Origin of the sequence: Gluconacetobacter sacchari, assembly GCF_014174255.1 — a bacterium.
In the GTDB taxonomy this organism is placed as follows: Bacteria; Pseudomonadota; Alphaproteobacteria; order Acetobacterales; family Acetobacteraceae; genus Gluconacetobacter; species Gluconacetobacter sacchari.
Map to the genome: position 1 here is coordinate 44,828 of NZ_JABEQJ010000021.1, position 22,236 is coordinate 67,063.

The 22,236-nt window shown below is 69.3% G+C and carries 21 protein-coding genes; 14 read left to right on the forward strand and 7 right to left on the reverse strand.

The window, feature by feature from the left end; all coding sequences use genetic code 11:
• Positions 1 to 157: 157 nt before the first annotated feature.
• Entirely contained in the window at positions 158 to 469 is a 312-nt protein-coding gene (locus HLH48_RS15140; protein WP_182998329.1) for a S4 domain-containing protein, read from the reverse strand.
• Positions 466 to 3,111 (reverse strand): helicase-related protein, encoded by a 2,646-nt coding sequence (locus HLH48_RS15145; protein WP_182998330.1) that lies wholly within the window; start codon positions 3,109 to 3,111, stop codon positions 466 to 468. The genes HLH48_RS15140 and HLH48_RS15145 overlap by 4 nt, the downstream gene beginning before the upstream one ends.
• Positions 3,112 to 3,244: 133 nt before the next feature.
• Here HLH48_RS15145 and HLH48_RS15150 point away from each other — a divergent pair, with 133 nt between their 5' ends.
• From HLH48_RS15150 to HLH48_RS15160, 3 genes are all read left to right on the forward strand, one after another.
• On the forward strand, positions 3,245 to 4,669 hold the full coding sequence (locus HLH48_RS15150; RefSeq protein WP_182998331.1) for a leucyl aminopeptidase family protein: 1,425 nt from the start codon (positions 3,245 to 3,247) through the stop codon (positions 4,667 to 4,669).
• 160 nt (positions 4,670 to 4,829) lie between these two features.
• Positions 4,830 to 5,237, forward strand: coding sequence for a MarR family transcriptional regulator (locus tag HLH48_RS15155; RefSeq protein WP_182998332.1), 408 nt, complete (start codon positions 4,830 to 4,832; stop codon positions 5,235 to 5,237).
• Between the two features lie 162 nt (positions 5,238 to 5,399).
• Positions 5,400 to 5,864, forward strand: coding sequence for a hypothetical protein (locus tag HLH48_RS15160; RefSeq protein ID WP_246387376.1), 465 nt, complete (start codon positions 5,400 to 5,402; stop codon positions 5,862 to 5,864).
• 24 nt (positions 5,865 to 5,888) lie between these two features.
• Here HLH48_RS15160 and HLH48_RS15165 read toward each other — a convergent pair whose 3' ends face one another.
• The gene (locus HLH48_RS15165; RefSeq protein ID WP_264813269.1) at positions 5,889 to 6,902 is read right to left on the reverse strand and encodes a glycosyltransferase family 4 protein; all 1,014 of its coding nucleotides are present in this window, start codon (positions 6,900 to 6,902) and stop codon (positions 5,889 to 5,891) included.
• A 73-nt stretch (positions 6,903 to 6,975) separates the two neighbouring features.
• On the opposite strand from HLH48_RS15165, the gene HLH48_RS15170 reads away from it, so the two are divergent.
• The 8 genes from HLH48_RS15170 to HLH48_RS15200 all read left to right on the forward strand — a co-directional run bounded on the left by HLH48_RS15170 (position 6,976) and on the right by HLH48_RS15200 (position 13,363).
• Complete coding sequence (locus tag HLH48_RS15170) at positions 6,976 to 8,967, forward strand: polysaccharide biosynthesis protein (RefSeq protein ID WP_246387377.1); 1,992 nt, start codon at positions 6,976 to 6,978, stop codon at positions 8,965 to 8,967.
• Positions 8,964 to 10,109 carry a DegT/DnrJ/EryC1/StrS family aminotransferase gene (locus HLH48_RS15175; RefSeq protein WP_182998334.1) on the forward strand — a complete coding sequence of 382 codons (1,146 nt, stop codon included), beginning with the start codon at positions 8,964 to 8,966 and terminating at the stop codon, positions 10,107 to 10,109. The genes HLH48_RS15170 and HLH48_RS15175 overlap by 4 nt, the downstream gene beginning before the upstream one ends.
• An 18-nt stretch (positions 10,110 to 10,127) precedes the next feature.
• Complete coding sequence (locus tag HLH48_RS15180; protein WP_182998335.1) at positions 10,128 to 10,610, forward strand: hypothetical protein; 483 nt, start codon at positions 10,128 to 10,130, stop codon at positions 10,608 to 10,610.
• Positions 10,607 to 11,209, forward strand: coding sequence for an HAD family hydrolase (locus HLH48_RS15185; protein WP_182998336.1), 603 nt, complete (start codon positions 10,607 to 10,609; stop codon positions 11,207 to 11,209). Before HLH48_RS15180 ends, HLH48_RS15185 begins: the two co-directional genes overlap by 4 nt.
• Before the next feature lie 113 nt (positions 11,210 to 11,322).
• Positions 11,323 to 11,883 carry an isochorismatase family protein gene (locus HLH48_RS15190; RefSeq protein ID WP_182998337.1) on the forward strand — a complete coding sequence of 187 codons (561 nt, stop codon included), beginning with the start codon at positions 11,323 to 11,325 and terminating at the stop codon, positions 11,881 to 11,883.
• On the forward strand, positions 11,880 to 12,026 hold the full coding sequence (locus tag HLH48_RS23275) for a hypothetical protein (protein WP_246387378.1): 147 nt from the start codon (positions 11,880 to 11,882) through the stop codon (positions 12,024 to 12,026). The genes HLH48_RS15190 and HLH48_RS23275 overlap by 4 nt, the downstream gene beginning before the upstream one ends.
• A gap of 50 nt (positions 12,027 to 12,076) precedes the next feature.
• Positions 12,077 to 12,850 (forward strand): GlxA family transcriptional regulator, encoded by a 774-nt coding sequence (locus HLH48_RS15195; RefSeq protein ID WP_264813270.1) that lies wholly within the window; start codon positions 12,077 to 12,079, stop codon positions 12,848 to 12,850.
• A 6-nt stretch (positions 12,851 to 12,856) separates the two neighbouring features.
• Entirely contained in the window at positions 12,857 to 13,363 is a 507-nt protein-coding gene (locus HLH48_RS15200; RefSeq protein ID WP_182998338.1) for an OsmC family protein, read from the forward strand.
• Between the two features lie 23 nt (positions 13,364 to 13,386).
• On the opposite strand, the gene HLH48_RS15205 is transcribed toward HLH48_RS15200, so the two are convergent.
• Together HLH48_RS15205 and HLH48_RS15210 are read right to left on the reverse strand one after the other, a co-directional pair.
• Positions 13,387 to 14,517 carry an AI-2E family transporter gene (locus HLH48_RS15205; RefSeq protein ID WP_182998339.1) on the reverse strand — a complete coding sequence of 377 codons (1,131 nt, stop codon included), beginning with the start codon at positions 14,515 to 14,517 and terminating at the stop codon, positions 13,387 to 13,389.
• Positions 14,518 to 14,677: 160 nt separating this feature from the next.
• Positions 14,678 to 16,561 (reverse strand): ABC-F family ATP-binding cassette domain-containing protein, encoded by a 1,884-nt coding sequence (locus tag HLH48_RS15210; protein WP_182998340.1) that lies wholly within the window; start codon positions 16,559 to 16,561, stop codon positions 14,678 to 14,680.
• Positions 16,562 to 16,734: 173 nt separating this feature from the next.
• Here HLH48_RS15210 and ndk point away from each other — a divergent pair, with 173 nt between their 5' ends.
• Positions 16,735 to 17,157 carry a nucleoside-diphosphate kinase gene (gene ndk, locus HLH48_RS15215; protein WP_182965653.1) on the forward strand — a complete coding sequence of 141 codons (423 nt, stop codon included), beginning with the start codon at positions 16,735 to 16,737 and terminating at the stop codon, positions 17,155 to 17,157.
• 43 nt (positions 17,158 to 17,200) lie between these two features.
• Here ndk and purN read toward each other — a convergent pair whose 3' ends face one another.
• Together purN and purM are read right to left on the reverse strand one after the other, a co-directional pair.
• On the reverse strand, positions 17,201 to 17,833 hold the full coding sequence (gene purN / locus HLH48_RS15220; protein ID WP_182998341.1) for a phosphoribosylglycinamide formyltransferase: 633 nt from the start codon (positions 17,831 to 17,833) through the stop codon (positions 17,201 to 17,203).
• Positions 17,834 to 17,839: 6 nt separating this feature from the next.
• Positions 17,840 to 18,931 carry a phosphoribosylformylglycinamidine cyclo-ligase gene (gene purM, locus HLH48_RS15225; protein WP_182998342.1) on the reverse strand — a complete coding sequence of 364 codons (1,092 nt, stop codon included), beginning with the start codon at positions 18,929 to 18,931 and terminating at the stop codon, positions 17,840 to 17,842.
• 129 nt (positions 18,932 to 19,060) lie between these two features.
• Here purM and HLH48_RS15230 point away from each other — a divergent pair, with 129 nt between their 5' ends.
• Positions 19,061 to 19,810: a P-loop NTPase family protein gene (locus HLH48_RS15230; protein ID WP_182998343.1), complete on the forward strand. Its 750-nt coding sequence runs from the start codon at positions 19,061 to 19,063 to the stop codon at positions 19,808 to 19,810.
• A 96-nt stretch (positions 19,811 to 19,906) separates the two neighbouring features.
• Complete coding sequence (locus tag HLH48_RS15235) at positions 19,907 to 22,186, forward strand: RNA degradosome polyphosphate kinase (protein WP_182998344.1); 2,280 nt, start codon at positions 19,907 to 19,909, stop codon at positions 22,184 to 22,186.
• Positions 22,187 to 22,236: the final 50 nt, after the last annotated feature.

A 22,236-nucleotide genomic window follows, 5' to 3' on the forward strand; every position in this document is an offset into this window, starting at 1 on the left:
CTGCGATACCGTCGCGACCGACGGCATCATCAGCCTTGGGGTCCGCGAGGCGCCGCCAGGGGGATCCTCGCCTATGATGGCCGTGGTATGGGAGTCTTTTGCAGCCATGGCAAGTCAAAGAGGCTGTCCGCAGGACACCCTGCCGGGCCGGTGGCCGTCATGACACGGGGGACGGGGTCCGTTCCGGGATGATCTCGTACAGCAGGCGCGCGGCGGCGGCGGGGCCGCGCCGCCGGGCGAGGGCCGCGATCCGCAGCACCATCACCTGGTCGCCGGCCGGCGCGGGCAGGGTCAGGATATCACCCGGGCGGACCAGCGCATGGGCTTTTTCGGTTCGCTGCCGATTGATTCGCACCAGGCCGCCCTGGGCGATGCGGGCGCAATCGGGGCGGTTGCGGGCGAAGCGGGCGCACCATAGCCAGCTATCGAGCCTCTGCGCCGTGATCGCGTCCGGCGGTTCGTCTTTCATCGCCGGGGGTATTTCAGGACGGCCAGGGCGGCGAACGGGCCGTCGGGGACCGGGTGCGCGGCACGGGGGGCGGTGACGGGACGGGAGGCGAGCAATGCGCGCCCCTTGGTGGATGGACCGGACGGGTGCGTGGGCCCGTCATGGGCCGGCTTCTGATGGCGCTGGCGGCGCCGCGCGTCCTGCGTCACCGCCAGCATCGGCGGGGCGGCGGGACCATATTCGCTGGCGCCCAGGGGGCGGGCGGCGCGGACGGGAATATCCAGGGCCTTGAGGATCGCCGCGACCATCTCCGGGCGCACGCCCAGGCGGGAGGGCAGGCCATCGGGCAGGGGGACCGGGCCGTTGCGGGCCCGCCAGCGCAGTTCGCCGGACAGTTTCTCGGCGATGTCCAGCCGCAGGCGCACCGGGCCGGCGGCGATCCAGCCCAGTTGCGCCAGGATGGCGTCATGGGGGCCGTCGGCCGGAATCGATACCGCGCCGGCCGGCGGCAGGTCGGGCAGCCGGCGCCCGGCGCGCGCCGCCAGCAGGATCGCGCGCAGGCGCATGGCGTGGGGCCGCAGCAGGGCCGGCATGAGCACCGCATGCCGGCCCACGCGCACCCCGAGCGCCTTGAGCCGCGCCCGCAGCGCGGGGGGCATGGACTGGCTGTCGGCCACCACGCCGCCCTGTTCCTCCAGCCGGTGCAGGATGCCGCGCAACGTCGGGTCCGCCTGCACGGCGGCACGGGCGGAAAACAGGGCCGCCATCGCCTCATGGACCTGGCGGTCCAGCCACTGCGCCAAATGGGCGCGGATCCGTTCCTTCTGCGCGCCGTCGAGGAAGGAATTGTCCAGCACGTCGATCCGTGGCCGCAGCAGGTGGTCGCCGCCGCGCAGGCGCGCGATGGCGCCGCCGTCCCACACGACGAACCGCCCGTCGGCCGAAAACGCGAAGGCGTCGTCGGGCGCCTGGGTCAATGTCTGGACGCGCCGGGGGATTTCGGTCCGCAGGGCGCGGCGGGCGGCGCGCAGCAGCAGGCGCTGGTCCGGCAGCGCGCAGGCGGAATCCGCGACCAGGTCCAGGCCCGTCACGCGCCCTACCGGATGGCCTTCCACCACCACCTCGCCCTGAGCGGTGACGGCGGACAGCAGGTCTTCCTCGGCCGATTCGTCGAGACGGCGGATCAGCGAGGCGGCGCGGCGATCGACGAAGCGGGCGGTCAGCCGTTCGTGCAGCGCGTCCGACAACTGATCCTCGACCGCGCGGGTGCGTTCCTGCCAGTGCGCGGCGTTGCGCACCCAGTCCGGCCGGGCGGCGATATAGGCGCAGACGCGGATGCCCGACAGGCGGTGCATCAGGGAATCGATGTCGCCGTCGACCCGGGTGAAGCCGGCGATCTGGGACTCCATCCACGATTCGGGCACGTGCTCGTCACGGATGACGTGGGTGAAGATCCGCGCGCACAGCCTGGTATGGCTTTCGTCGCCCAGCTTGCGGAAATCGGGGATCTGGCAGGCTTCCCACAGCAATCGGGTCGCGCGGGGCGAGCGGACCAGGGCGCGGATGTCGGGTACCGCCGCGAGGCTGCCGAGGGTCAGCACGTCGGTCGCGTCGTTGCCGGCGGTCAGGCCCGCGAGCGGCGGGGGGTGGGCGAGGCTGGCCAGCAGGGCCTCGGGGCCGGAGAAATCGAGCGCGCTGTTGCGCCAGAACAGCCGTTCGATCGGATCGAAACGGTGGGTTTCCACGGCCTCGGCCACTTCCTCGGGCACCGGGGGGCAGGTGCCGGCGGTGCCGAACGTGCCGTCGCGCATGCCGCGTCCGGCCCGGCCGGCGATCTGGGCGATTTCGGCGGGGAAAAGTGGCCGGGCCCGCATGCCGTCGAACTTGGACAGGCCGGCGAAGGCGACATGGTTGACATCCATGTTCAGCCCCATGCCGATCGCGTCGGTCGCGACCAGATAGTCGACCTCGCGCTCCTGATACAGCGCGACCTGCGCATTGCGCGTGCGCGGCGAGAGCTGGCCCATGACGACGGCGCAGCCGCCGCGCCGCCGGCGGATCAGCTCGGCGATCGCATAGACCTCGGTGGCCGAGAAGGCGACGATCGCGGAGCGCGGGGGCAGGCGCGTCAGCTTGCAGGCGCCCGTGTGGGCCAGGCTGGACAGGCGCGGGCGGCTGTCGATCTCGATGCCCGGCACCAGGCGGCGCAGCAGCGGGCGGATGGTCTCGGCGCCCAGGAACATGGTTTCCACCATGCCGCGGGCATGCAGCAGCCGGTCGGTGAAGATATGGCCGCGGTCGGGGTCGGCGCAGAGCTGGATTTCGTCGACCGCGACGAATTCCGCGCGCTGGCCCAGGGGCATGGCCTCCACGGTGCAGGAAAACCAGCGGGCGTTGGGCGGGACGATCTTTTCCTCGCCCGTGATCAGCGCGACGGCGGCCGCGCCTTTCGCGGCGACCATGCGCTCGTAATTCTCGCGGGCCAGCAGGCGCAGGGGGAAGCCGATGATGCCGCTGGAATGGGCCAGCAGTCTCTCGATGGCCAGATGGGTCTTGCCGGTATTGGTCGGGCCGAGGACGGCCCGGATTCGCCTGGCGTTCGCAGGGTGGAAGGCGTGTCGCGCGGCACTGGAGGACCCGGCCCCCGGGGATGCACCCATCATGGGTCCATGCTCAGATGACACCGGGCCGATTGCAAGCAAAACCCGCGCCCCGGTTGGAGAATCGGGCCGCGACCGGTTGCGCTGGCCGGGCGCAGGACGCACGCTGGCGCGGTTCGGATCGCGGAGGGCGCTGATGTCCATTGAAGAATTCCCTTGCCTGCTGCCATCGACGCGCGGGCGGCGCGGCGGCGTCCGCGTGGTCCACGCGATCACCCAGGCCGATCTGCCGGCGCTGGCGGAACGAGTCGGCGAGGCGGGGGCCGCGTTCGTGCGCGAATCGGGTTTTCGGGGGCAGGTCGGGGAACTGGCGCTGATACCTGGCAAGGGGGGCGTGGGGGCGGCGGTGCTGGGGGTGCGGGCGGAGGCGGACCCGTTCCAGTTCGGCACGCTGGCGACCAGCCTGCCGCCCGGCGCGTGGAAGATCGCGCTGCCGGAGGGCATCGGCCCGGACATCGCGGTCCTGGGCTTCTGCCTGGGGGCGTATCGCATGCCGGCGTTCGGCCGGGCCGCCCCGCCGGACCGCGAGATCGCGCGGCTGGTGGTGCCGGCCGGCGGGGCGGCGGGAGCGGAGGTCGCGCATGCGATATGCATGGGGCGGGACCTGATCAATGCGCCCCCCAACCTGATGGGACCGGCGGAATTGGCCGAAGCCGCCCGCGCGGTGCTGGAGCCGCTGGGTGCGCGGCTGGAAATCGTGAAGGGACGGAAGCTGGCGCGGGCCTATCCCACCGTCGCGCATGTCGGCGCCGGATCGGCGCGCGCGCCCAAGGTAGTGATCGCGCGCTGGGCGGGCAGCAAGGCCGGCCCGAAGGCCCCGTTGCTGTCGCTGGTGGGCAAGGGGGTCTGTTTCGATACCGGGGGCTACGACATCAAGCCGGCCGCCGGGATGCTGCGCATGAAGAAGGACATGGGCGGTGCCGCGGTCATGCTGGCGCTGGCCCGTCTGGTGATCGCGCGGGACCTGCCCATCCGGCTGGAACTGCGCCTGGGGTGTGTCGAAAACAGCATCTCGGGCACCGCGATGCGTCCGTCGGACGTGGTGGTCACGCGGTCGGGCCAGACGGTGGAGATCGGCAATACGGATGCCGAGGGCCGGCTGGTGCTGTGCGACCTGCTGGCCGACGCCTGCGACTCGGACCCGGATCTGCTGATCGACGCGGCCACGCTGACAGGGGCCGCGCGTGTGGCGCTGGGCCCCGACCTGCCGGCGCTGTTCAGCAACGACGACGCGGTCGCGCACGCCATCCTGGAGGCCGGGACGGGCTGTGCCGACCCGCTCTGGCGCCTGCCGCTATGGGACGATTATGCCGCGTGGCTCCGGAGTCCGGTGGCCGATATGAACAATGTCGCGGCCAAACCGATGGCCGGATCGCTCACGGCGGCCCTGTTTCTAAAAAAATTCATCAAATCAGGCGTGCGCTGGGCACATATCGATCTGTATGCCTGGAACGATCATTACCGTTCCGGTCGGCCGGAAGGAGGCGAAATCCCTGTTTTGCGCGCGGTGTACGCAGCTTTGTTGCCGATCCTTCATGGAAGGGACAGTACTCGATCGTGAAATAATGACAAGGAACGAACTATTCCCGTTCTGTGGGCTTATATGTGGCGCGTTTTGAAACTATATGACGGCTATGGAATGACCGTCGGCCCTGAGCGGGAACGCTGACGGCGGAACATCGAGGCGGTTGCCGACTGCCTCAGGAAAGGTTTTTTTCACTATGGCTCAGAATTCTTCGACCACCGACCAACTGATCAACACCCTGCGCGACACCATCGTGGCGATGGTGCGCCGTGACGGTCCCGACCTGTCGGCCCGCCAGCTTGGCGTCTTCCTGACCTGCTATCTCGAGGACGGGGCGCACACCGTGCGCGGGCTGGCCGCGGCGCTGAACGTGTCGAAGCCCGCCATCACCCGCGCCCTCGATCGGCTCGGCGAGCTGGATCTGGCCCGCCGCAAGGTGGACCCGATGGACCGTCGCTCGGTTCTCGTGCAGCGCACGCTGAAGGGCTCCGCCTACCTGCGCGAACTGCGCACGATCATGGGTGAGGCCGCCGGCGTGCCGGCGACCGGCCGCGCGGCCAAGATCGTGCGGGAAGAGCGCGCGCCGCGCCGGGCCGCCGGCTGATCCGGCGGGACGGCCGCCCGTCCGGGCGGCCGTTCCTCTTTATTCCGAAAGACGACAGACCGATCGGGCGCATGGGCCGGCGCATAGCCGCGACCGATGAGTCGCCTGTGGCATTTTTGTGCGCGGATCCGGCCGATCGGGACAGACCGATGGAGAAAGATCATGCATATGGCATCGCGTATCGCGGCCGTAGCCGCTCTCGCCGTTCCGTTCCTGATGACGTCCCTTCCTGGCCCGGTGACGGCCCGCGCGGCCGATGACCTGGGCGCGCCCGTCGGCCGTGTCCATCTGGTTGCCAAATCCGCCGATGTCGGCGTGGGCTGGACCTGGGGCTCGGGCACGCTGACCTTCCGCCACCATACCTATCATTTCACCGTCAAGGGTGGGTCGATCGCCGCCGTCGGCTATTCGAAGATCGAAAGCACCGGTACGGTCTATAACCTGAAAAACCTGCACGATTTCGACGGCACCTATGTCGCCGGCAATGGCGAGGCGACGCTGGGCAACGGCGTGGGTGGCAGCCTGCTGCACAATGGCAACGGGGTGACGATCAAGATCGACAGTGTGTCGCAGGGCGCGCGACTGGCCGCCGCTGCCCAGGGGTTGGAACTGACGCTGACCCACTGACCGGCGTGACACCGGCCCGGCGCGTCATTCGGCCGGGCCGGGCCGCTTGGTCCATTGCCGTTCCACGACCGTGCTCCAGGCGAGTTGCGGCAGGATGACGGCCGACAATCCCGATGTCGGCCGCAACATGCCCAGCATGGTGATGTAGGCCATCACCCCTCCCCACAGGACGAACGACCAGAGGATCAGCGTGACGGCGACCGGCGATAGGCCGGCTTGCGTCGCACGTTGATAGAGATGCTCGCGGTGGCCCTCCATCAGCCGGGCGCCCCTTCGCCAGCGCCGGGCAAGCGTGTAGACGACATCGTAGATCAGGCCGGCAAGCAGCATGGGAACCGCGTACCATGGGGGCATGCCTGGCTGGAACGCGCAGACCAGCGCGAAGGCGCCGAGCAGGAGCCCGCAGGTCTGGCTGCCGACATCGCCCATGAAGATTCGGGCCGCGGGAAAATTGAACGGCAGGAAGCCGGTCAGCGCCGCCGCCAGCGGAAAGACCATGGTGACGAGGGGACTGCCCGGAGACAGGACGCCGAGCGCGAGGCAGGCCAGCATGACGGAGCCCGATACCAGCCCGTTCAGCCCGTCCATGAAATTGACCGCATTGGTCATGAAGACCAGGATCGCGACGGACAGGACGAACCAGGGCAGGGTAGCGGGGACCGGCAGCGTCAGGGCCACCAGGACCGATGCCGCGACCTGCGCCCCCAGCTTCAGGATCGGGGGCCATTGATGGACATCGTCCAGCCAGGACACCGCGCCCAGCAGGATCGTCGCGGCCAGCAGGCCCGCCGCCGGCAGGTCCAGCGGCGCCATGCCGTGCAGCACGCGCCCGATGGGCACGGCCAGCACGAAGGCCGTCACGATGCCGATGCCCCCGCCTTTCGGGGTCGGCCTGGTGTGCGAACTGCGATGTCCGGGATGGTCCATGACGCCCAGGCGGATCGTCGCGGCCACGAGCAGGCCGGCGGTGATCCAGGTGGCGAGCAGGAGGAGCGGGAAGGCCAGGGGAAAGCCGGGGGCCGGGCCGGAGGCGATCACGACCGCCTGCCGCGATGTTTTGTCGTCATGGCTTCTTCTAGCATGGAATGGGCTGGGCTATATGGTGGGGATAATGGCCCCGCAACGCCCTGAGCCCGACGAATCCGCCGACTGGCGGCGTCCGGTCAATCGAATCGCCGTCAACGTGATGCTGGATGGGGGGGTCGCCGCGCTCGCGGCGCCGCTGGCCCGCTGGCTGGCCGATCCTGGTGGCGGCCTGCTGCATCCGCTGTGGTTTATCGCGGGCGGGGCGATCACGCTGGTCATCAGCAGCCTGCCGTTTCGCGTCCAGCAGCAATATTGGCGTTTTTCCGGGGTGGACGACCTGCTGGGGATCGCCGGGGCGTCGGCGGCGAGCGCCCTGCTGTTCTCGCTGGGCCTGTATGTGACGGGCTTTCCGATTCCCACGCCGGCCTTTCCGTTCATCCACGCGCTGGTCCTGCTGGTGTCGCTGGGCGGGGCGCGGATCGTCTACCGCCTGTCCTGCCGGCGTTCGACGCGGCGTTATCCTTCCAGCCAGGTGGTGCTGATCGGGTCGGACGAGTCGGCCGACCTGTTCATCCGCGCCATCGAACGGGCGTCGCATCCGGCTTTTCGCGTCGCGGGCATCATGACCGGGGGGCGGCGGCAGACGGGGCGCAGGATCCACGGCGTGCCCATTCTGGGCCATGTGCGGGTGATGGACGACATCCTGGACCGGGCGCGCGGCGGCAGCGAATGGCCGGACCTGCTGGTGGTGACGGATGCCGAATTCCGCGGCGAGGACCTGGCGCGGGTCCTGGCCTCGGCCGAGCAGCGCGGCCTTGCGGTCCAGCGCGCCCCCGACCTGACCGAACTGACCCCGGCCGCGCGGCTGGAACTGCGCCCGATCGCGATCGAGGACCTGCTGAACCGGCCGCAGGTCGACCTGGACCGCGAAGGGATGGCGACGCTGCTGCGCGGACGCACCATCCTGGTCACGGGGGCGGGCGGGTCGATCGGATCGGAACTGGCGCGGCAGATCGCGGGCCATGCCCCCGGCCATCTGCTGCTGCTGGACCATGGGGAATTCTCGCTGTGGCAGATCGACCTCGAACTGTCCGAGCGCGCGCCGTCTGTCCGGCGCGAGGCGATTCTGGCCGATGTCCGCGATCGCGACCGGATGGAGGAGATCTGCGCCCTCTATCGTCCGGACCTGGTCTTCCACGCCGCCGCCCTGAAGCATGTGCCGATGGTCGAGGCCAATCCGTGCGAGGGCGTGCTGACCAACGTGATCGGAACCCGCGTGGTCGCCGACGCGGCGGCGCGCAACGGGGCGCGGGCGCTGGTCATGGTGTCGACCGACAAGGCGGTGAACCCGTCCAGCCTGATGGGGGCGTCGAAGCGCGCGGCGGAGATGTATTGCCAGGCGCTGGACGTGGCGGCCCGGAGCGGCGCCGGCGACGCCATGCGCTGCGTCACCGTGCGGTTCGGCAACGTGCTGGGCTCGACCGGCTCGGTCGTGCCGCTGTTTCGCCGCCAGTTGGAGCGCGGGGGGCCGCTGACCGTGACCCATCCCGACATGCGGCGCTATTTCATGACGGTGTCCGAGGCCGTGGGGCTGGTCCTCCAGGCCAGCGTGCGCGGCACGATCCGCGACCAGGCGGGCAGCGGGACGGACACGCTGCTGCGCAGCGGCGGAATCTTCGTTCTGGACATGGGCAAGCCGGTCAAGATCGTCGATCTGGCGCGGCAGATGATCCGCCTGGCCGGACTGCGCCCGCAGGTCGATGTGCCGATCCGCTTCACCGGGCTGCGCCCCGGCGAAAAACTGTTCGAGGAACTGTTCCACGGGCGCGAGGCGCCTGCCGCGACCGATCATCCGGGCCTGCGCATGGCGACGCCGCGCATGGTGGACCGTCACGAGGTGGGGATGGTCATCGATCGGCTGGCCGACGCTTGCCACAGGGGGGATATCGCGGCCGTCCTTGCGCTGATCACGGGGCTCGTTCCCGAATTTGCCCATAACCCGACCGGCGATCCGCACGATACGATCGTGGGGCCGACAGCGGACCCGACCGACGCCGAAAGGACGATGCATCCATGACTGCCCCGCTTTCCACCGAGAGTCCGCCCATTGCGTTCCTGGACCTGCCGGCGCAGCAGGCGCGGCTGGGCGATGCGATCCGGCGGCGGGTCGATACGGTCCTGGCGCATTGCCGCTTCGTGATGGGCCCCGAAGTGGGCGAACTGGAACAGGCGCTGGCGGCCTATGCCGGGGCGAAGGAATGTGTCGGCGTGTCCTCCGGCACCGATGCGATCCAGATCGTCATGATGGCGGAGGGAATCGGGCGGGGGGATGCGGTGTTCCTGCCGGCCTTTACCTATACCGCCACGGCGGAGGTGCCGCTGCTGCTTGGGGCGACGCCGGTCTTCGTCGATGTCGATCCCCGGACCTTCCAGATCGATCCGGCCAGCCTCGGGACGCGGATCGCGCAGGTGCGTGCCGCCGGACGGCTGCGGCCGCGGGCGATCATCGGGGTCGATCTGTTCGGCCAGCCGGCGCCGTGGCCGGCATTGCGCGCGATCGCGGAGCGCGAGAGGCTGTTCCTGATGGATGATTGCGCCCAGTCGTTCGGCGGGGCGCTGTCGGGCCGCAAACTGGGGCGCGAGGCCGTGGCGACGACCCTGTCCTTCTTTCCGTCCAAGCCGCTCGGCGCGTACGGCGATGGCGGCGCGATCCTGACCGATGACCCCGAACGAGCGGAATTATATCGCTCGTTGCGTACCCATGGCGAGGGCAAGACGCGGTACGAAGTGTTGCGCACGGGCATGAACGGCCGGCTCGATACGCTCCAGGCGGCGGTTCTGCTGGCCAAGCTGGACGCGTTCGAGGAAGAACTGGCCCGGCGCGAGGCCATCGCGCGCGCCTATGACCGGGGGCTGGAAGGGTGTGTCGTCACGCCGATGCGGGTGGCGGACTCGCGGAGCGCATGGGCGGTCTATGCCGTCCTGACCGAGGACGAGACGGCGCGCACGGCCTTGCAGGAACGGCTGAAGGCGCATGGTGTGCCGTCGGCGATCTATTATCCGCGCCCGCTGCATCGTCAGCCCGCATATCAGGCCCAGCATGACGGAACATCCTTGCCGGTTGCCGAGGATCTGTCTTGTCGTATTCTCGCCCTGCCCATCCACCCCGAACTGACGGATGCGGAGGTTGCGCGCGTCATTGCGGCGGTTCGCGGATAAACGAGAAAGACAATAGGTATGAGACGGGAAACAGCGCTGATTCTGGGCTTCCTGGCGATCACGGTCGGGACATCGGCCGCGCTGTGGTCCTTCGCGATGCCGAATTTCAAGCCGGTGGCCATTCCCCAGATGGTCTCGGGCGTGATCAGCGTGGGGCCGATGCGCCAGCAGCGCGCGCTGTCGGCGGCGGAAATCCGCACGCTCAATGACTGGCTACAGGCGCATCGCAATGTCTGGGGGCCGCTGGGCCAGACGCCGCCGTCTTCGGGCGATGCCACGCTGACCCTGACCGCGAACCGCCCGGCCGGGGCGGACGGCAGGCCCGTCCCTTATACCATCACGCTCTGGACCGGCATCAGCGCCGCCGACTGGAACGACACGATGTTCCTGGAGGAGCGGCCTGGCGCAGTGATCCGGGTTCATCAGTTTTCCGACCGGGATTTCGCGCCGCTGCGCCAGCTTGTGGACCAGAATCCCTACGAGCGGACCGCCTTTCCGTGATCGTCGTCCCGCCGGGAACGACGGCGCTGATCTTCGATTGCGACGGCACGCTGGTCGATACGCTGCCGCTTTATCTGCAAGCGTGGCTGGCGGCCCTGCGTTCCGAAGCGGCGCATGAGGTGGCGCCGGACTGGTTTCGCGGCCGGGGCGGGCTGTCGGAACATATGGTGCTGGACCTGATCGAGACGGAATTGGGGCGACCGCTCGACCGCCCCGCCATCCTGCGTGCCGCCCGGGGGGCCCTGCTGTCGGCGATGGACGGGTTGCGGGAAATCGCCGTGGTGGCCGATCTGGCGCGCCGTTATCGCGGTACGTTGCCGATGGCCGTGGCGTCCAGCGGTTCGCGGGAAATCGTCATGGCGTCACTGACCCGGACGGAGTTGCTCGACCTGTTCGATTGCGTCGTGACGATCGACGACGTGGCACGGCCGAAGCCCGCGCCCGACCTGTTTCTGGAGGCCGCGCGCCGTCTGGGCGCCGTGCCCGATTGCTGTCTGGTGCTGGAAGACAGCGCCGAGGGGCTGGCGGCGGCGGGGCACGCCGGGATGCAGGGCGTGGATGTCCGTCCGTTCGTCCGTGCCGCCGCCGGGCCGGGCTAGAGGCCGTTCGTGAAAACGTTGGCGTAATGTGTCCGATCTTCGTCCCTCCTGGGTCTTTTGTGGCATTGGCAGCATAGTCATTCTGGACGTCATGCTTGCAGGGAGAACAAGAGATGTCGGATACCGCGCTGCTCGTCATCGATGCTCAGGAATCTTTCCGGTATCGCTCCTATTTCCGCGAGGACGATGTCGGCACCTATGTTGAGCGGCAGCAGGCGTTGATCGACGGCGCGGCCGACACCGGGATCCGTATTGCCCAGATCTTCCATGTCGAGGCGGAGGGCGTGTTTGCCGAGGCCTCCGGCCTGGTGCGCACGCTGGCGCCTCTGCGCGTCACGCCCGACGTGATCTTTCGCAAGCGTCGGCACAGCGCGCTGGTCGGCACGGGACTCGACGTGTGGTTGACGGCCCATGGCATTCGCCGCCTGATCGTTTCGGGCATCCGCACCGAGCAATGCTGCGAGACGACCGCACGGCACGCTTCCGACCTGGGCTACACGGTCGATTACGTGGCCGAGGCGACGCTGACCTTTCCGATGACCGACGCTGCTGGACGACACTGGGATGCCGCCGAGATCCGTGCCCGCACCGAACTGGTGCTGGCCGGCCGTTTCGCGCGGATCGCGAGCGTCGCGCAGGCCCTGGCGGCAGGACAGGAGGGCTGTGCCGCATGATCTCATCGGCGACAGCGCGCGAGATTCCGGTTCTGGTCGTCGTGCCGCCGCGCGTCCTGTTGCTCGACATCGCAGGGCCCATCGAGGTGCTGCGCCAGGCCAGCCGGGTGCCACGACCGGCAGTTCGATCGGGCTGGAGCTGAGCGGGATCGCACCGCTTCCCGAGACTGTATCGCGTAACGCCTGGATCGTGGTGCCGGGGGCGGCAACCTCGCCGCACTGGGGCAGTCACGACCGTGCCGGGGACGACGCGCGGGAAGCCGCCATTGTCCGCTGGCTGGCCCGGATGGTGCAGCCGGGAATGCTGTTCGTGGCGATCTGCTCCGGCGCGCTGCTCGCCGGTCGCGCGGGGTTGCTCGACGGGCACGAATGCACGACGCACCATGCGGATGCCGGCGAACTGGCCCGCGTGGCGCCTTTGGCGCGCGTGGTCGAGAACCGCCTGTACGTGGCGTCGGGCGAACGCCTGACGAGCGCCGGCATTACGGCGGGGATCGACCTCATGTTGCATCTCGTCGCCCGGGAGGCGGGGCATGCGACGGCGCTGGCGGTGGCGCGCCATCTCGTCGTCTATCTCCGGCGCGGCGGCAACGATCCGCAGCTTTCACCGTGGCTCGAAGGCCGCAATCATATCCACCCGGCGATCCATCGCGCGCAGGATGCCGTCGCCGCCGATCCGGCGCGCGCGTGGTCGGTCGCGGAACTGGCCTGCGTGGCCGGGGCGAGCCCGCGCAACCTGTCGCGCCTGTTCAACGCGCATGCGGGAATGAGCGTCACCGACTATGTCAACCGGATGCGGATCGCCCGCGCGCATGAACTTGTGACCGGCTCCACGCTCGATATGGAGCGTGTCGCCGAACGGGCGGGTTTTACCTCCTCGCGCCAGTTGCGACGTGCCTGGAGCCGCTTTCACAGGCTTTCGCCCAGTCGGGTACGCGGGCGAACGGATGACGGGATTGGAAGGTAAGGCGGCATGGGTGAAAAGCAGCATCGGTACGGCGTCACAATCGTCTGGACCGGAAACACCGGCGAGGGAACGGCCCGCTATGGCGGATATGAGCGTGCCCACGAGATCATGAGCCCCGACGATGGGGAGGTGGGCAAGCCCGCGATTGCCGGATCGTCCGACCCGGCATTCCGTGGCGATCCGGCCAGGTGGAATCCGGAAGAGCTGCTGATCGCGTCGCTTTCAGCGTGTCACCAGCTCTGGTACCTGCATTTATGCGCCGAGGCTGGCATCGTCGTCACGGCATACGCAGACGCCGCGGAAGGTGTCATGGCCGAGGATGCCGGCGGCGGAGGACAGTTCGTATCCGTCACGCTCCGTCCCCGGGTGACGATCTCCGCCGGCTCGGACGCCGGACAGGCCGCCGCGCTTCATCATCGGGCCAATGCGGTGTGTTTCATCGCGCGGTCGGTGACGTTTCCGGTCGATCATGTGGCCGCGATCGTGCGGGAACCTGTCGGTACGTCCTGCTGAGGCTGGCAGTCATGGCTTCGATCCTAGACCCGGTCGGATTCGTCGAGCGGCGGGCTGGCCCGATCCATCACCGCCAGCAGCGCCGCCGTCAGCGGCGAGGCCAGGATCAGGCCCGGCAGGCCGAGAATGGTGCCGAACACGGTCTGCGACAGGATGGTCACGCCGGGCGGCATCTGCACCGCATGGCGCTGGATCAGCGGCGCCATGACGTTGCCCTCGAAGAACTGGATGGCGGTATAGAGCGCCAGCACCATCAGCCCCTCGCGCGTGCCGACCGACAGTCCCAGCAGGATGGCGGGCACCGCGCCGATGAAGGCGCCGATATAGGGGATGAAGTTCGCCAGCCCCGCGACCACGCCCAGCGCCAGGGCCAGCGGCACGCCGACGAACCACAGGCCGATCGCCGAGAGCATGCCGACGACGAACATGTCCAGCGCCTGGCCGGCGGTCCAGGCCCATAGGGTGCGGCCCGCAACCAGCAGCAGCGTCCGCGCGGCGGGGCGGTGCTTCGTCGGGAACAGGCGCAGCAGGCCGTTGACGTAGAGTGTGGGGGACAGGGCGAAATACAGCCCGGCGATAAGAATCACCGCGAGCGTGCCGACGGCGCCGAAGGCCGAGGAGAGCACGCCGGTCATCGAGCCCGCGATGCGGGAGCCCATGCCGTCACTACCGCCGCCGGGCTGGTTGCCGCCCAGCGTCTGCGGCAGGTAATCCAGCAGCGTGCGCCCGATCTCGCTGGCGCCCAGTTGCCCCCGGACCGTATAGGCCTGCGTGGTCAGCGCCACGCGCAGGCGGGTGGCCTGTTCGGCGATGGTGGGGCCGCTGCTCCAGATCAGCCCGGCGAACGCGGCCAGCAGGATCACCACCACGAGGGTCAGTGCCAGCCAGTAGGGGAGCCGGATCCGGCGCTGGGCCAGCGCCGCCAGATTATGCAGGATGACGGCCAGCAGCGTCGCGGCGAACACGACCATCAGCACGGGGCCGAGCAGCCAGATCGACAGGATCACGGCGGTCAGCAGGATCGTGGTCTGGAGCAGGGCGTGGATTTTGGCCAGTTGCGCGGCGCGTGGATCGGCGGGTGGCGCCTCGCGCTGGAAGTCTCCCTTCCCGGCGGGGGCGGAGGATTTGGTGTCGGTCACGGCGATGGAGGGCATGGCGTTTCCGGTTGGTGATCGGCAGGGAACGTGAGTCGCATATCGATCCGTCCGCGTCGATGCCACCGGAACCCGTGACAGCTTGATCGCCCGGACAGGCCGCCATAGTGACAACGCCCTGGTGAACGAAAGGATACCACATGGCGGCAGGGTGTGCTGGTCAGTCCTGGGCCGATGCGTCCTCGATCGCCGCTTCGGCCAGCAACCATTCTTCTTCCGCCGCCGCTTCCTCGCGGCCGATCGCGGCCAGGCGGGTGTTGATCGCCGTCACGTCCTCCGCGCGGCCGGCGGCATAGAGCGCCGGGTCGGCTAGGCGGGTTTCCAGGTGCGCGCGTTCCCGCGCCAGCGTGCCGATGCGCGCCTCGGCGTCGCGCGCCTTCTTCCGCAGGGGGGCCACGGCCTTGCGGGCCTCGGCGCGGTCACGCCGGTCCTCGCGCTTCGGGGCGGCAGGCGTCGCGGCCGGGCGGCTGGCGGCGCGGGCGCGCTCGGACAGCCACACCCGGTATTCGGCCATGTCGCCGTCGAAGGGGCGCACGGTGCCATCCCCCACCAGCCACAGCCGGTCCGCGACCAGTTCGACCAGGTGCGGGTCGTGGCTGATCAGCAGGACCGCGCCTTCGAATTCGGCCAGCGCGCGGATCAGGGCCTCGCGCGCGTCGAGGTCCAGATGGTTGGTCGGTTCGTCCAGGATCAGCAGGTGCGGAGCGTCCCGGGTGGCGAGGGCCAGCAGCAGGCGCGCCTTTTCGCCGCCCGAGAGGTCGCGCGTCACGGTGTCCGCGCGGTCGGCATCCAGTCCGAAGCGGGCGAGTTGGGCGCGGACCGCCGTCGGCGGCGCCTTGGGCATGGCGCGTGCCATGTGGGCGACGGGGGTTTCGTCCGGTACCAGTTCCTCGGCCTGGTGCTGGGCGAAATAGCCGACCCGCAGGCGCGGATTGTGGTTGGCCGTGCCCGACAGCGGAGCCAGGCGGCCGGCGATCAGCTTGGCGAAGGTCGACTTGCCGTTGCCGTTGGCCCCCAGCAGGGCGATCCGGTCTTCCATGTCCAGCCGCAGGGACAGGTTGGCCAGGATCGGCTTGCCGTCATAGCCCACCGAGACGCGGTCCAGCACCAGCATCGGCGGCGGCAGGGGCGTGGGCTCGGGGAAGGCGAAGCGGGTGGGTGCGTCCTCGACCACCGATTCGATCACCGGCAGCTTTTCCAGCGCCTTCAGGCGCGCCTGGGCCTGCCGGGCCTTGGTGGCCTTGGCGCGGAAGCGATCGACGAAGGATTGCATATGGGCGCGCTGGGCCGCGATCCGCTCAGCGGCGCGGGCCTGCTGCAGGGCCTGTTCGGTGCGGATGCGGACGAATTCGTCATAGCCGCCGGGGGTCAGCGACAGCCGGCGCTGGTCGAGATGGGCGATGGCGTCGACCGAGCGATCCAGCAGTCCGCGATCGTGGCTGACGATCAGCGCCGCGCCGGAGAAACGGGCCAGCCAGCTTTCCAGCCAGATCGTGGCTTCCAGGTCCAGATGGTTGGTCGGTTCGTCCAGCAGCAGCAGGTCCGGGTTGAGGAACAGGGCGGTGGCCAGCGCCACGCGCATCCGCCAGCCACCGGAGAAGTCCGAGACCGGGCGGGCCTGGGCGGCGGCGTCGAAGCCCAGGCCCGACAGGATGGTCGCGGCGCGTGACGGCGCGCTGTCGGCGCCGATGGCGCGCAGGCGTTCGTGAATGTCGGCCAGGCGCGCCGGGTCGATTGTCCGTTCGGATTCGGCCAGCAGGGTCGTGCGTTCGAGATCGCCGGCCAGCACCGTGTCCAGCAGGTTGACGTCGCCCGAGGGTGCTTCCTGCCGGATGCGGGCCATGCGGGCGCGCGAGGACAGGGTGATGGTGCCGCCATCGGGGGCGATATCGCCGGCGATCGCGGCCAGCAGGGTGGATTTGCCGGCGCCGTTGCGCCCCACCAGGCCGATCTTGCGCCCCGGATCGACGCTGAGCGACGCGCCGTCCAGGAGGGTGCGCCCCGCGATGCGCAGGGTGAGGTCGGAGATGACGAGCAGGCTCACGGGGGCGGACTCCGGAAATCGGGCGGCATGCCTGGCAGGGCAGGCGGGATTCGTGACGCTGTACCTACCAGTCTTGCCCAATATGCTCTAGATGGCGCGCGTGAGGGGCGCCGGTCCGGTGTGGGCAGGGGGTCCCGGTCATGCAATTCGACCAAGAAACAAGGAGCCACCCCATGGCGACCGAACGTACCCTGTCGATCATCAAGCCGGACGCGACCCGGCGCAACCTGACCGGCAAGATCAATGCCGTGTTCGAAGAGGCCGGCCTGCGGATCGTGGCGCAGAAGCGCGTGCAACTGACCGAGGCGGTTGCCGGCGCGTTCTATGCCGTCCACAAGGAGCGCCCGTTCTATAACGACCTGGTGTCGTTCATGATCTCGGGCCCGGTCGTGGTGCAGGTTCTGGAAGGCGAGAACGCCGTCCTGAAGCATCGCGACGTCATGGGGGCCACCGACCCGAAGAAGGCCGCTCCGGGCACCGTGCGCGCCGAGTTCGCCGAGAGCATCGAAGCCAATTCGGTCCACGGTTCGGACAGCCTGGAAAACGCGAACAACGAGATCGCGTTCTTCTTCGCCCAGACCGAAATCCTGCCCTGATCGGCAGCGGGCGGGCGCCGTTCCGGCGCCCGCCACCGGCTGGTCAGGCGACCAGCAGGGACCCGCCATCCGCGGGCGGCGTTTCGGGCCGCAGGAACCGGCGCAGGGCGGCTGGATACAGGCGATGCTCCTGTTCCAGCACGCGTCCGGCCAGATGATCGGGCGTATCGCCGATCTGGACCGATATGGCCGCCTGGCCCAGGATCGGGCCGTCATCCATCCTTTCCGTGACCAGATGCACCGTGCAGCCATGCAGCTTCACGCCGGCTTCCAGCGCGCGTTCGTGCGTGTGCAGGCCGGGGAAGGCGGGCAGCAGGCTGGGGTGGATGTTGAGCATCCGTCCGGCCCAGGCCTCGGTCAGGAACGGCGTCAGCAGCCGCATGTAGCCCGCCAGGCAGACCACTTCTACGCCGGCTGCGCGCAGGGTGGCGTCGACCGCGCGTTCGTGCGCCGCGCGATCCCTGCCGAACGGGCGGTGATCGAGTGCCTCGGTCCGCAGGCCGGCCGCGCGGGCGACCTCCAGGCCCGGCGCGTCGGGCCTGTTGCTGAGCACCATGACGATGCGCGCCGGGAAATCAGGCGCCGCACAGGCGTCGATCAGCGCGCGCATGTTGCTGCCGCGCCCGCTGATCAGGATCGCGATCGGGCAGCGATCGTCCGATGACTGTTCGCTCACGGAGGATCAGCCGGTGAAATCGGGGCGGGTGGCGAAGCGCAGGCCGGCCGGGGTGCCGGGTGCCGAGGCTTCCAGCCGGCCGATCACGACCGGGGATTCACCCGCCGCGCGCAGGGCGGCCAGCGCCGCGTCGGCGTCGCGGGCGACCAGCACCATGCCGATGCCGCAATTGAAGACCTTCAGCATTTCGTCGGCATCGACCTGCCCGGTTTGCGCCAGCCAGCGGAACACCGGAGGAATCCGCCACGACTCGCCCTCGATCACCGCCGTCAGGCCCTCCGGCAGCACGCGCGGCAGGTTGCCCGGCAGGCCGCCGCCGGTGATGTGCGCCGCGCCCTGGATCAGGCCCCGCCGGTGCAGGTCCAGCACCGGCTTCACATACAGGCGCGTCGGTGCCATCAGCGCCTGGGCCAGGGTCTGCTCCGCCGCGAAGGGGCAGGGGGCGTTCCATGCCAGGCCGCTGCGCGCGACGATGGCGCGGACCAGCGAGAAGCCGTTGGAATGCACGCCGCTGGCCGCGAGCCCGATCAGCGCGTCGCCGGCGGCGATTCCGGCGGGCAGCAGCGCCGAACGCTCGGCGGCGCCGACCGAAAAGCCGGCGAGGTCGTAGTGGCCGGGGGCGTACATGCCCGGCATCTCGGCGGTTTCGCCGCCCACCAGCGCGCAGCCCGATTCGGCGCAGCCCTGGGCGATGCCGCGCACCACCTTGGCCGCGTCTTCGACCGCCAGCCGGCCGGTGGCGAAATAATCCAGGAAGAACAGCGGTTCCGCGCCCTGCACCACCAGGTCGTTCACGCACATCGCCACCAGGTCGATGCCCACCGTTTCGTGCAGCCCGCTTTCGATGGCGATCATCAGCTTGGTGCCCACGCCATCGGTGCAGGAGACCAGGACCGGATCGCGGAAGCCCGCCGCCTTGAGGTCGAACAGGGCGCCGAATCCGCCCAGGCCCCCCATGGTGCCGGGGCGGTCGGTCGCCTTCGCCGCCGGCTTGATGGCATCGACCAGCGCGTCGCCGGCCGCGATGTCCACGCCCGCGTCGCGGTAGGTGGCGCCGGCGGCGGGCGGGGCCGCGGAGGAAGGGGGTGCGGAGGTCATGGGTCGGGCCTTCGTCGTCGCCGCGCCCCTTTCGTCGGCCCTGCCGCGAATGCGGGGGTCGAAGAACGGGGCGAGGTAGGGTAGATGCTCTGGGTTCCTTTACGGCAGGCGAAGGCGGCACGCAAAGCAGTGGTTGAACGGGTGGCGCAGAATCCGGGCGGGCGGGCGTCGGCTGGCGGGGTGGACCAGCTTGCGTTGCCTTTCGGGCATCGCAGCCGCTTCGCCCGCGCCGATTTCGTCGCGGCGGGGTCGAACGGCGCGGCCCGGGCCTGGCTGCTGGGGGCGAACCCGTGGCCCGAGCATCGGCTGGCGCTGTGGGGAGCCGCCGGTGCCGGCAAGACCCATCTGCTGGAGATCTGGGCGCGGGAGCATGATGCCGTGCTGCTGCGGGGCGCGGATGTCACGCGCGCGACGTTGGGAGAACTGTTCGAGCGCCCCGGGGACGCGCTGCGTGCCGTCGCGGTGGACGACGCGGACCGGGCGGATGACCAGCAGGCGTTGCTGCACCTGTTGAACGCGGCTCGCGAACAGCGGATCGGGCTGGTGCTGGCGGCCCGGCTGGCGCCCGCGCGCTGGCCGGTGGTGCTGCCGGACCTGGCCAGCCGGCTGCGCGCGACGATGGCGATCGAACTGCGCCAGCCCGAGGACGCCTTGCTGCGGATCCTGCTGCTGCGCCATCTCGCGGACCGGCAGATCGTGGTCAGCCAGCCGGTGACCGAATGGCTGCTGCGCCGGCTGCCGCGTACCGCCTCGGCCATTCGCGAGGCCGCGCTCCGGCTGGACCAGGCGGGGCTGGCGGCGGGGCGGCGGGTGACCCGCGCGCTGGCGGCGGCGGCGCTGCACGATCTGCTGGACCAGGAGGAGACGCGGGCTTCCTGAACGTGGCCCGGTGCGGATAAAGTTGAGCGGATAAAGTTCATATGCCGTCGCGTTGGCACGGCGGAATGTTGGGCCTAGTTTGACGAACGAAGGCGGATGTGTGGCAGGAGACTCGGATTGACCAGACCGACGGGAAAGACGCCTTCGCGCCGGACATCCGGACGGGCAGCCCCCGCGACCCGGCGGAAAGCGCCGCCCCCCGAGCGGGTGCCGGATGTGCCGGCGATCGACCTGCGTTCTCCCGCCCGGTTCATCAATCGCGAACTCTCCTGGCTCGATTTCAACCAGCGTGTGGTCGATGAGGCGGACAATCCGCGCAATCCGCTGCTGGAGCGGCTGCGTTTCCTGTCGATCAGCGCGGGGAACCTGGACGAATTCTATTCGGTGCGCGTCGCGGGCCTGGTCGGGCAGGTGCGCGAAGGGCTGCTGAGCATGTCGCCCGACGGGCTGACCCCGGCGCAGCAGCTTGCGGCGGTGCGGACCCGCACCGCGCGCCTGCTGCGCGAGCAGCAGCGGATCTGGAAGGATCTGCGCGGCCTGCTGGCGGATGCCGGGATCGTGGTCTGCGGCCTGGACCGCGTGACCGAGGCCGACCGCGAATGGCTGGATGGCTGCTTCATGGATCGGGTCTTTCCGGTCCTGACGCCGCTGGCGATCGACCCCGCGCATCCTCTGCCCTTTATCCCGCATATGGGGCTGGCCCTGTCGCTGCGGCTGATGAGCAAGGAAAGCGGGCGCTTCGTCATGAGCGCCATGATCCTGCTGCCGGCGCAGATCGAGCGGTTCATCCGCCTGCCGGCCAGCCTGTCGCCGCCCGGCGTCGTCCGCTTCATCATGCTGGAAAACATGATCGCGCTGTGCATCGACCAGCTCTTTCCCGGCATGATGGCGGGCGACTGGGGCGTGCTGCGGGTGATCCGCGATACCGACGTCGAGTTCGAGGACGAAGCCGAGGATCTGGTCCGCTCCTACGAGACCGCCCTGAAGCGCCGGCGGCGCGGTGTCGTGATTCATCTGGACATCGATTCCCGCATGCCGCCCGACCTGGGGCAGGCGGTGGCCAACGACCTGAACGTGCCGGCCGACGAAATCGAGATCCAGCCGGGGCTGATCGGCGTGGTCGACCTGAAGCAGTTGATCGTGGACGACCGGCCCGAACTGCTGTTTCCGCCCTATACTCCCCGGTTCCCCGAGCGGGTGATCGATTTCGGGGGCGACTGCTTTGCCGCCATCCGCGCCAAGGACATGATCGTCCACCATCCGTTCGAGAGTTTCGACGTGGTGGTGCAGTTCCTGCGCCAGGCCGCGCTGGATCCGGCGGTGGTCGCGATCAAGCAGACGCTGTACCGCACCTCGCGCGACAGCCCGATCGTCAAGGCGCTGATCGAGGCGGCCGAGGCCGGAAAGTCGGTCACAGCGATGGTGGAACTGCGTGCCCGCTTCGACGAGGAGGCCAATATCCGCCTGGCGCGCGCGCTGGAGGCCGCCGGCGCGCAGGTCGTGTTCGGCTTCGCCGACCTCAAGACCCATGCCAAGCTCAGCCTGGTCGTGCGGCGCGAGGGTGGGACGCTGCGGTCCTATGCCCATTTCGGGACCGGGAATTATCACCCGATCACGGCGCGGATCTATACCGACCTGTCCTTCTTCACCTGCGACCAGGAACTGGCGCGGGATTCGGCGCGGCTGTTCAATTATATGACCGGTTATGCCATGCCGGCGCGGATGGAGGCCATCGCCTTCGCGCCGGTCACGATCCGCCATACGCTGGAGGAACTGATCCAGGCCGAGATCGAGCATGCCCGGGCGGGGCGGCCCGGACAGATCTGGCTGAAGATGAACTCGCTGGTCGATCCCGACCTGATCGACCGGCTCTATCGCGCCTCGTGCGCCGGGGTGCGGATCATGGCCGTGGTGCGCGGGATCTGCTGCCTGCGGCCGGGGGTGGCGGGCCTGTCGGAGAATATCCGCGTCAAGTCGATCGTGGGGCGGTTTCTGGAACATGCCCGCATCTTCGCCTTCGGCGACGGGCACCGGCTGCCGTCGCGCCATGCCAAGGTCTATATCTCGTCCGCCGACTGGATGGTGCGGAACATGGACTGGCGGGTGGAAAGCATGGTACCGATGCGCGACCCCACGGTGCATGCGCAGGTCCTGGACCAGATCATGGTCACGGACCTGAAGGATAACCTGCAATCCTGGGTCCTACAGCAGAACGGCGTGTGGCGCCGGCTGGAACCCGGTGCCAGGCCGTTTTCGGCCCATGATTATTTCATGACCAATCCCTCGCTGTCCGGGCGAGGGAGTGCGGCGCAGGACAATACCATTCGGGTCAGCACCCCGCTGCCACGGCACCAGGACCGGATTCTCGATGATTGAGGGTTTCAGTGAAGGTTTCAGCATGACGCAGCTTCCGCCTGTCGCGACCC

Bases quoted from the DNA above. Each gene is read 5' to 3' on its own strand.
- HLH48_RS15170 (WP_246387377.1), top strand. From the start codon at position 6,976: ATGGCCCCGCAACGCCCTGAGCCCGACGAATCCGCCGACTGGCGGCGT.
- HLH48_RS15145 (WP_182998330.1), bottom strand. From the start codon at position 3,111: ATGATGGGTGCATCCCCGGGGGCCGGGTCCTCCAGTGCCGCGCGACAC.
- purM (WP_182998342.1), bottom strand. From the start codon at position 18,931: ATGACCTCCGCACCCCCTTCCTCCGCGGCCCCGCCCGCCGCCGGCGCC.
- HLH48_RS15155 (WP_182998332.1), top strand. From the start codon at position 4,830: ATGGCTCAGAATTCTTCGACCACCGACCAACTGATCAACACCCTGCGC.
- HLH48_RS23275 (WP_246387378.1), top strand. From the start codon at position 11,880: ATGATCTCATCGGCGACAGCGCGCGAGATTCCGGTTCTGGTCGTCGTG.
- HLH48_RS15205 (WP_182998339.1), bottom strand. From the start codon at position 14,517: ATGCCCTCCATCGCCGTGACCGACACCAAATCCTCCGCCCCCGCCGGG.
- HLH48_RS15175 (WP_182998334.1), top strand. From the start codon at position 8,964: ATGACTGCCCCGCTTTCCACCGAGAGTCCGCCCATTGCGTTCCTGGAC.
- HLH48_RS15140 (WP_182998329.1), bottom strand. From the start codon at position 469: ATGAAAGACGAACCGCCGGACGCGATCACGGCGCAGAGGCTCGATAGC.
- HLH48_RS15235 (WP_182998344.1), top strand. From the start codon at position 19,907: ATGTGTGGCAGGAGACTCGGATTGACCAGACCGACGGGAAAGACGCCT.
- HLH48_RS15150 (WP_182998331.1), top strand. From the start codon at position 3,245: ATGTCCATTGAAGAATTCCCTTGCCTGCTGCCATCGACGCGCGGGCGG.
- HLH48_RS15180 (WP_182998335.1), top strand. From the start codon at position 10,128: ATGAGACGGGAAACAGCGCTGATTCTGGGCTTCCTGGCGATCACGGTC.
- HLH48_RS15190 (WP_182998337.1), top strand. From the start codon at position 11,323: ATGTCGGATACCGCGCTGCTCGTCATCGATGCTCAGGAATCTTTCCGG.
- HLH48_RS15200 (WP_182998338.1), top strand. From the start codon at position 12,857: ATGGGTGAAAAGCAGCATCGGTACGGCGTCACAATCGTCTGGACCGGA.
- ndk (WP_182965653.1), top strand. From the start codon at position 16,735: ATGGCGACCGAACGTACCCTGTCGATCATCAAGCCGGACGCGACCCGG.
- HLH48_RS15160 (WP_246387376.1), top strand. From the start codon at position 5,400: ATGCATATGGCATCGCGTATCGCGGCCGTAGCCGCTCTCGCCGTTCCG.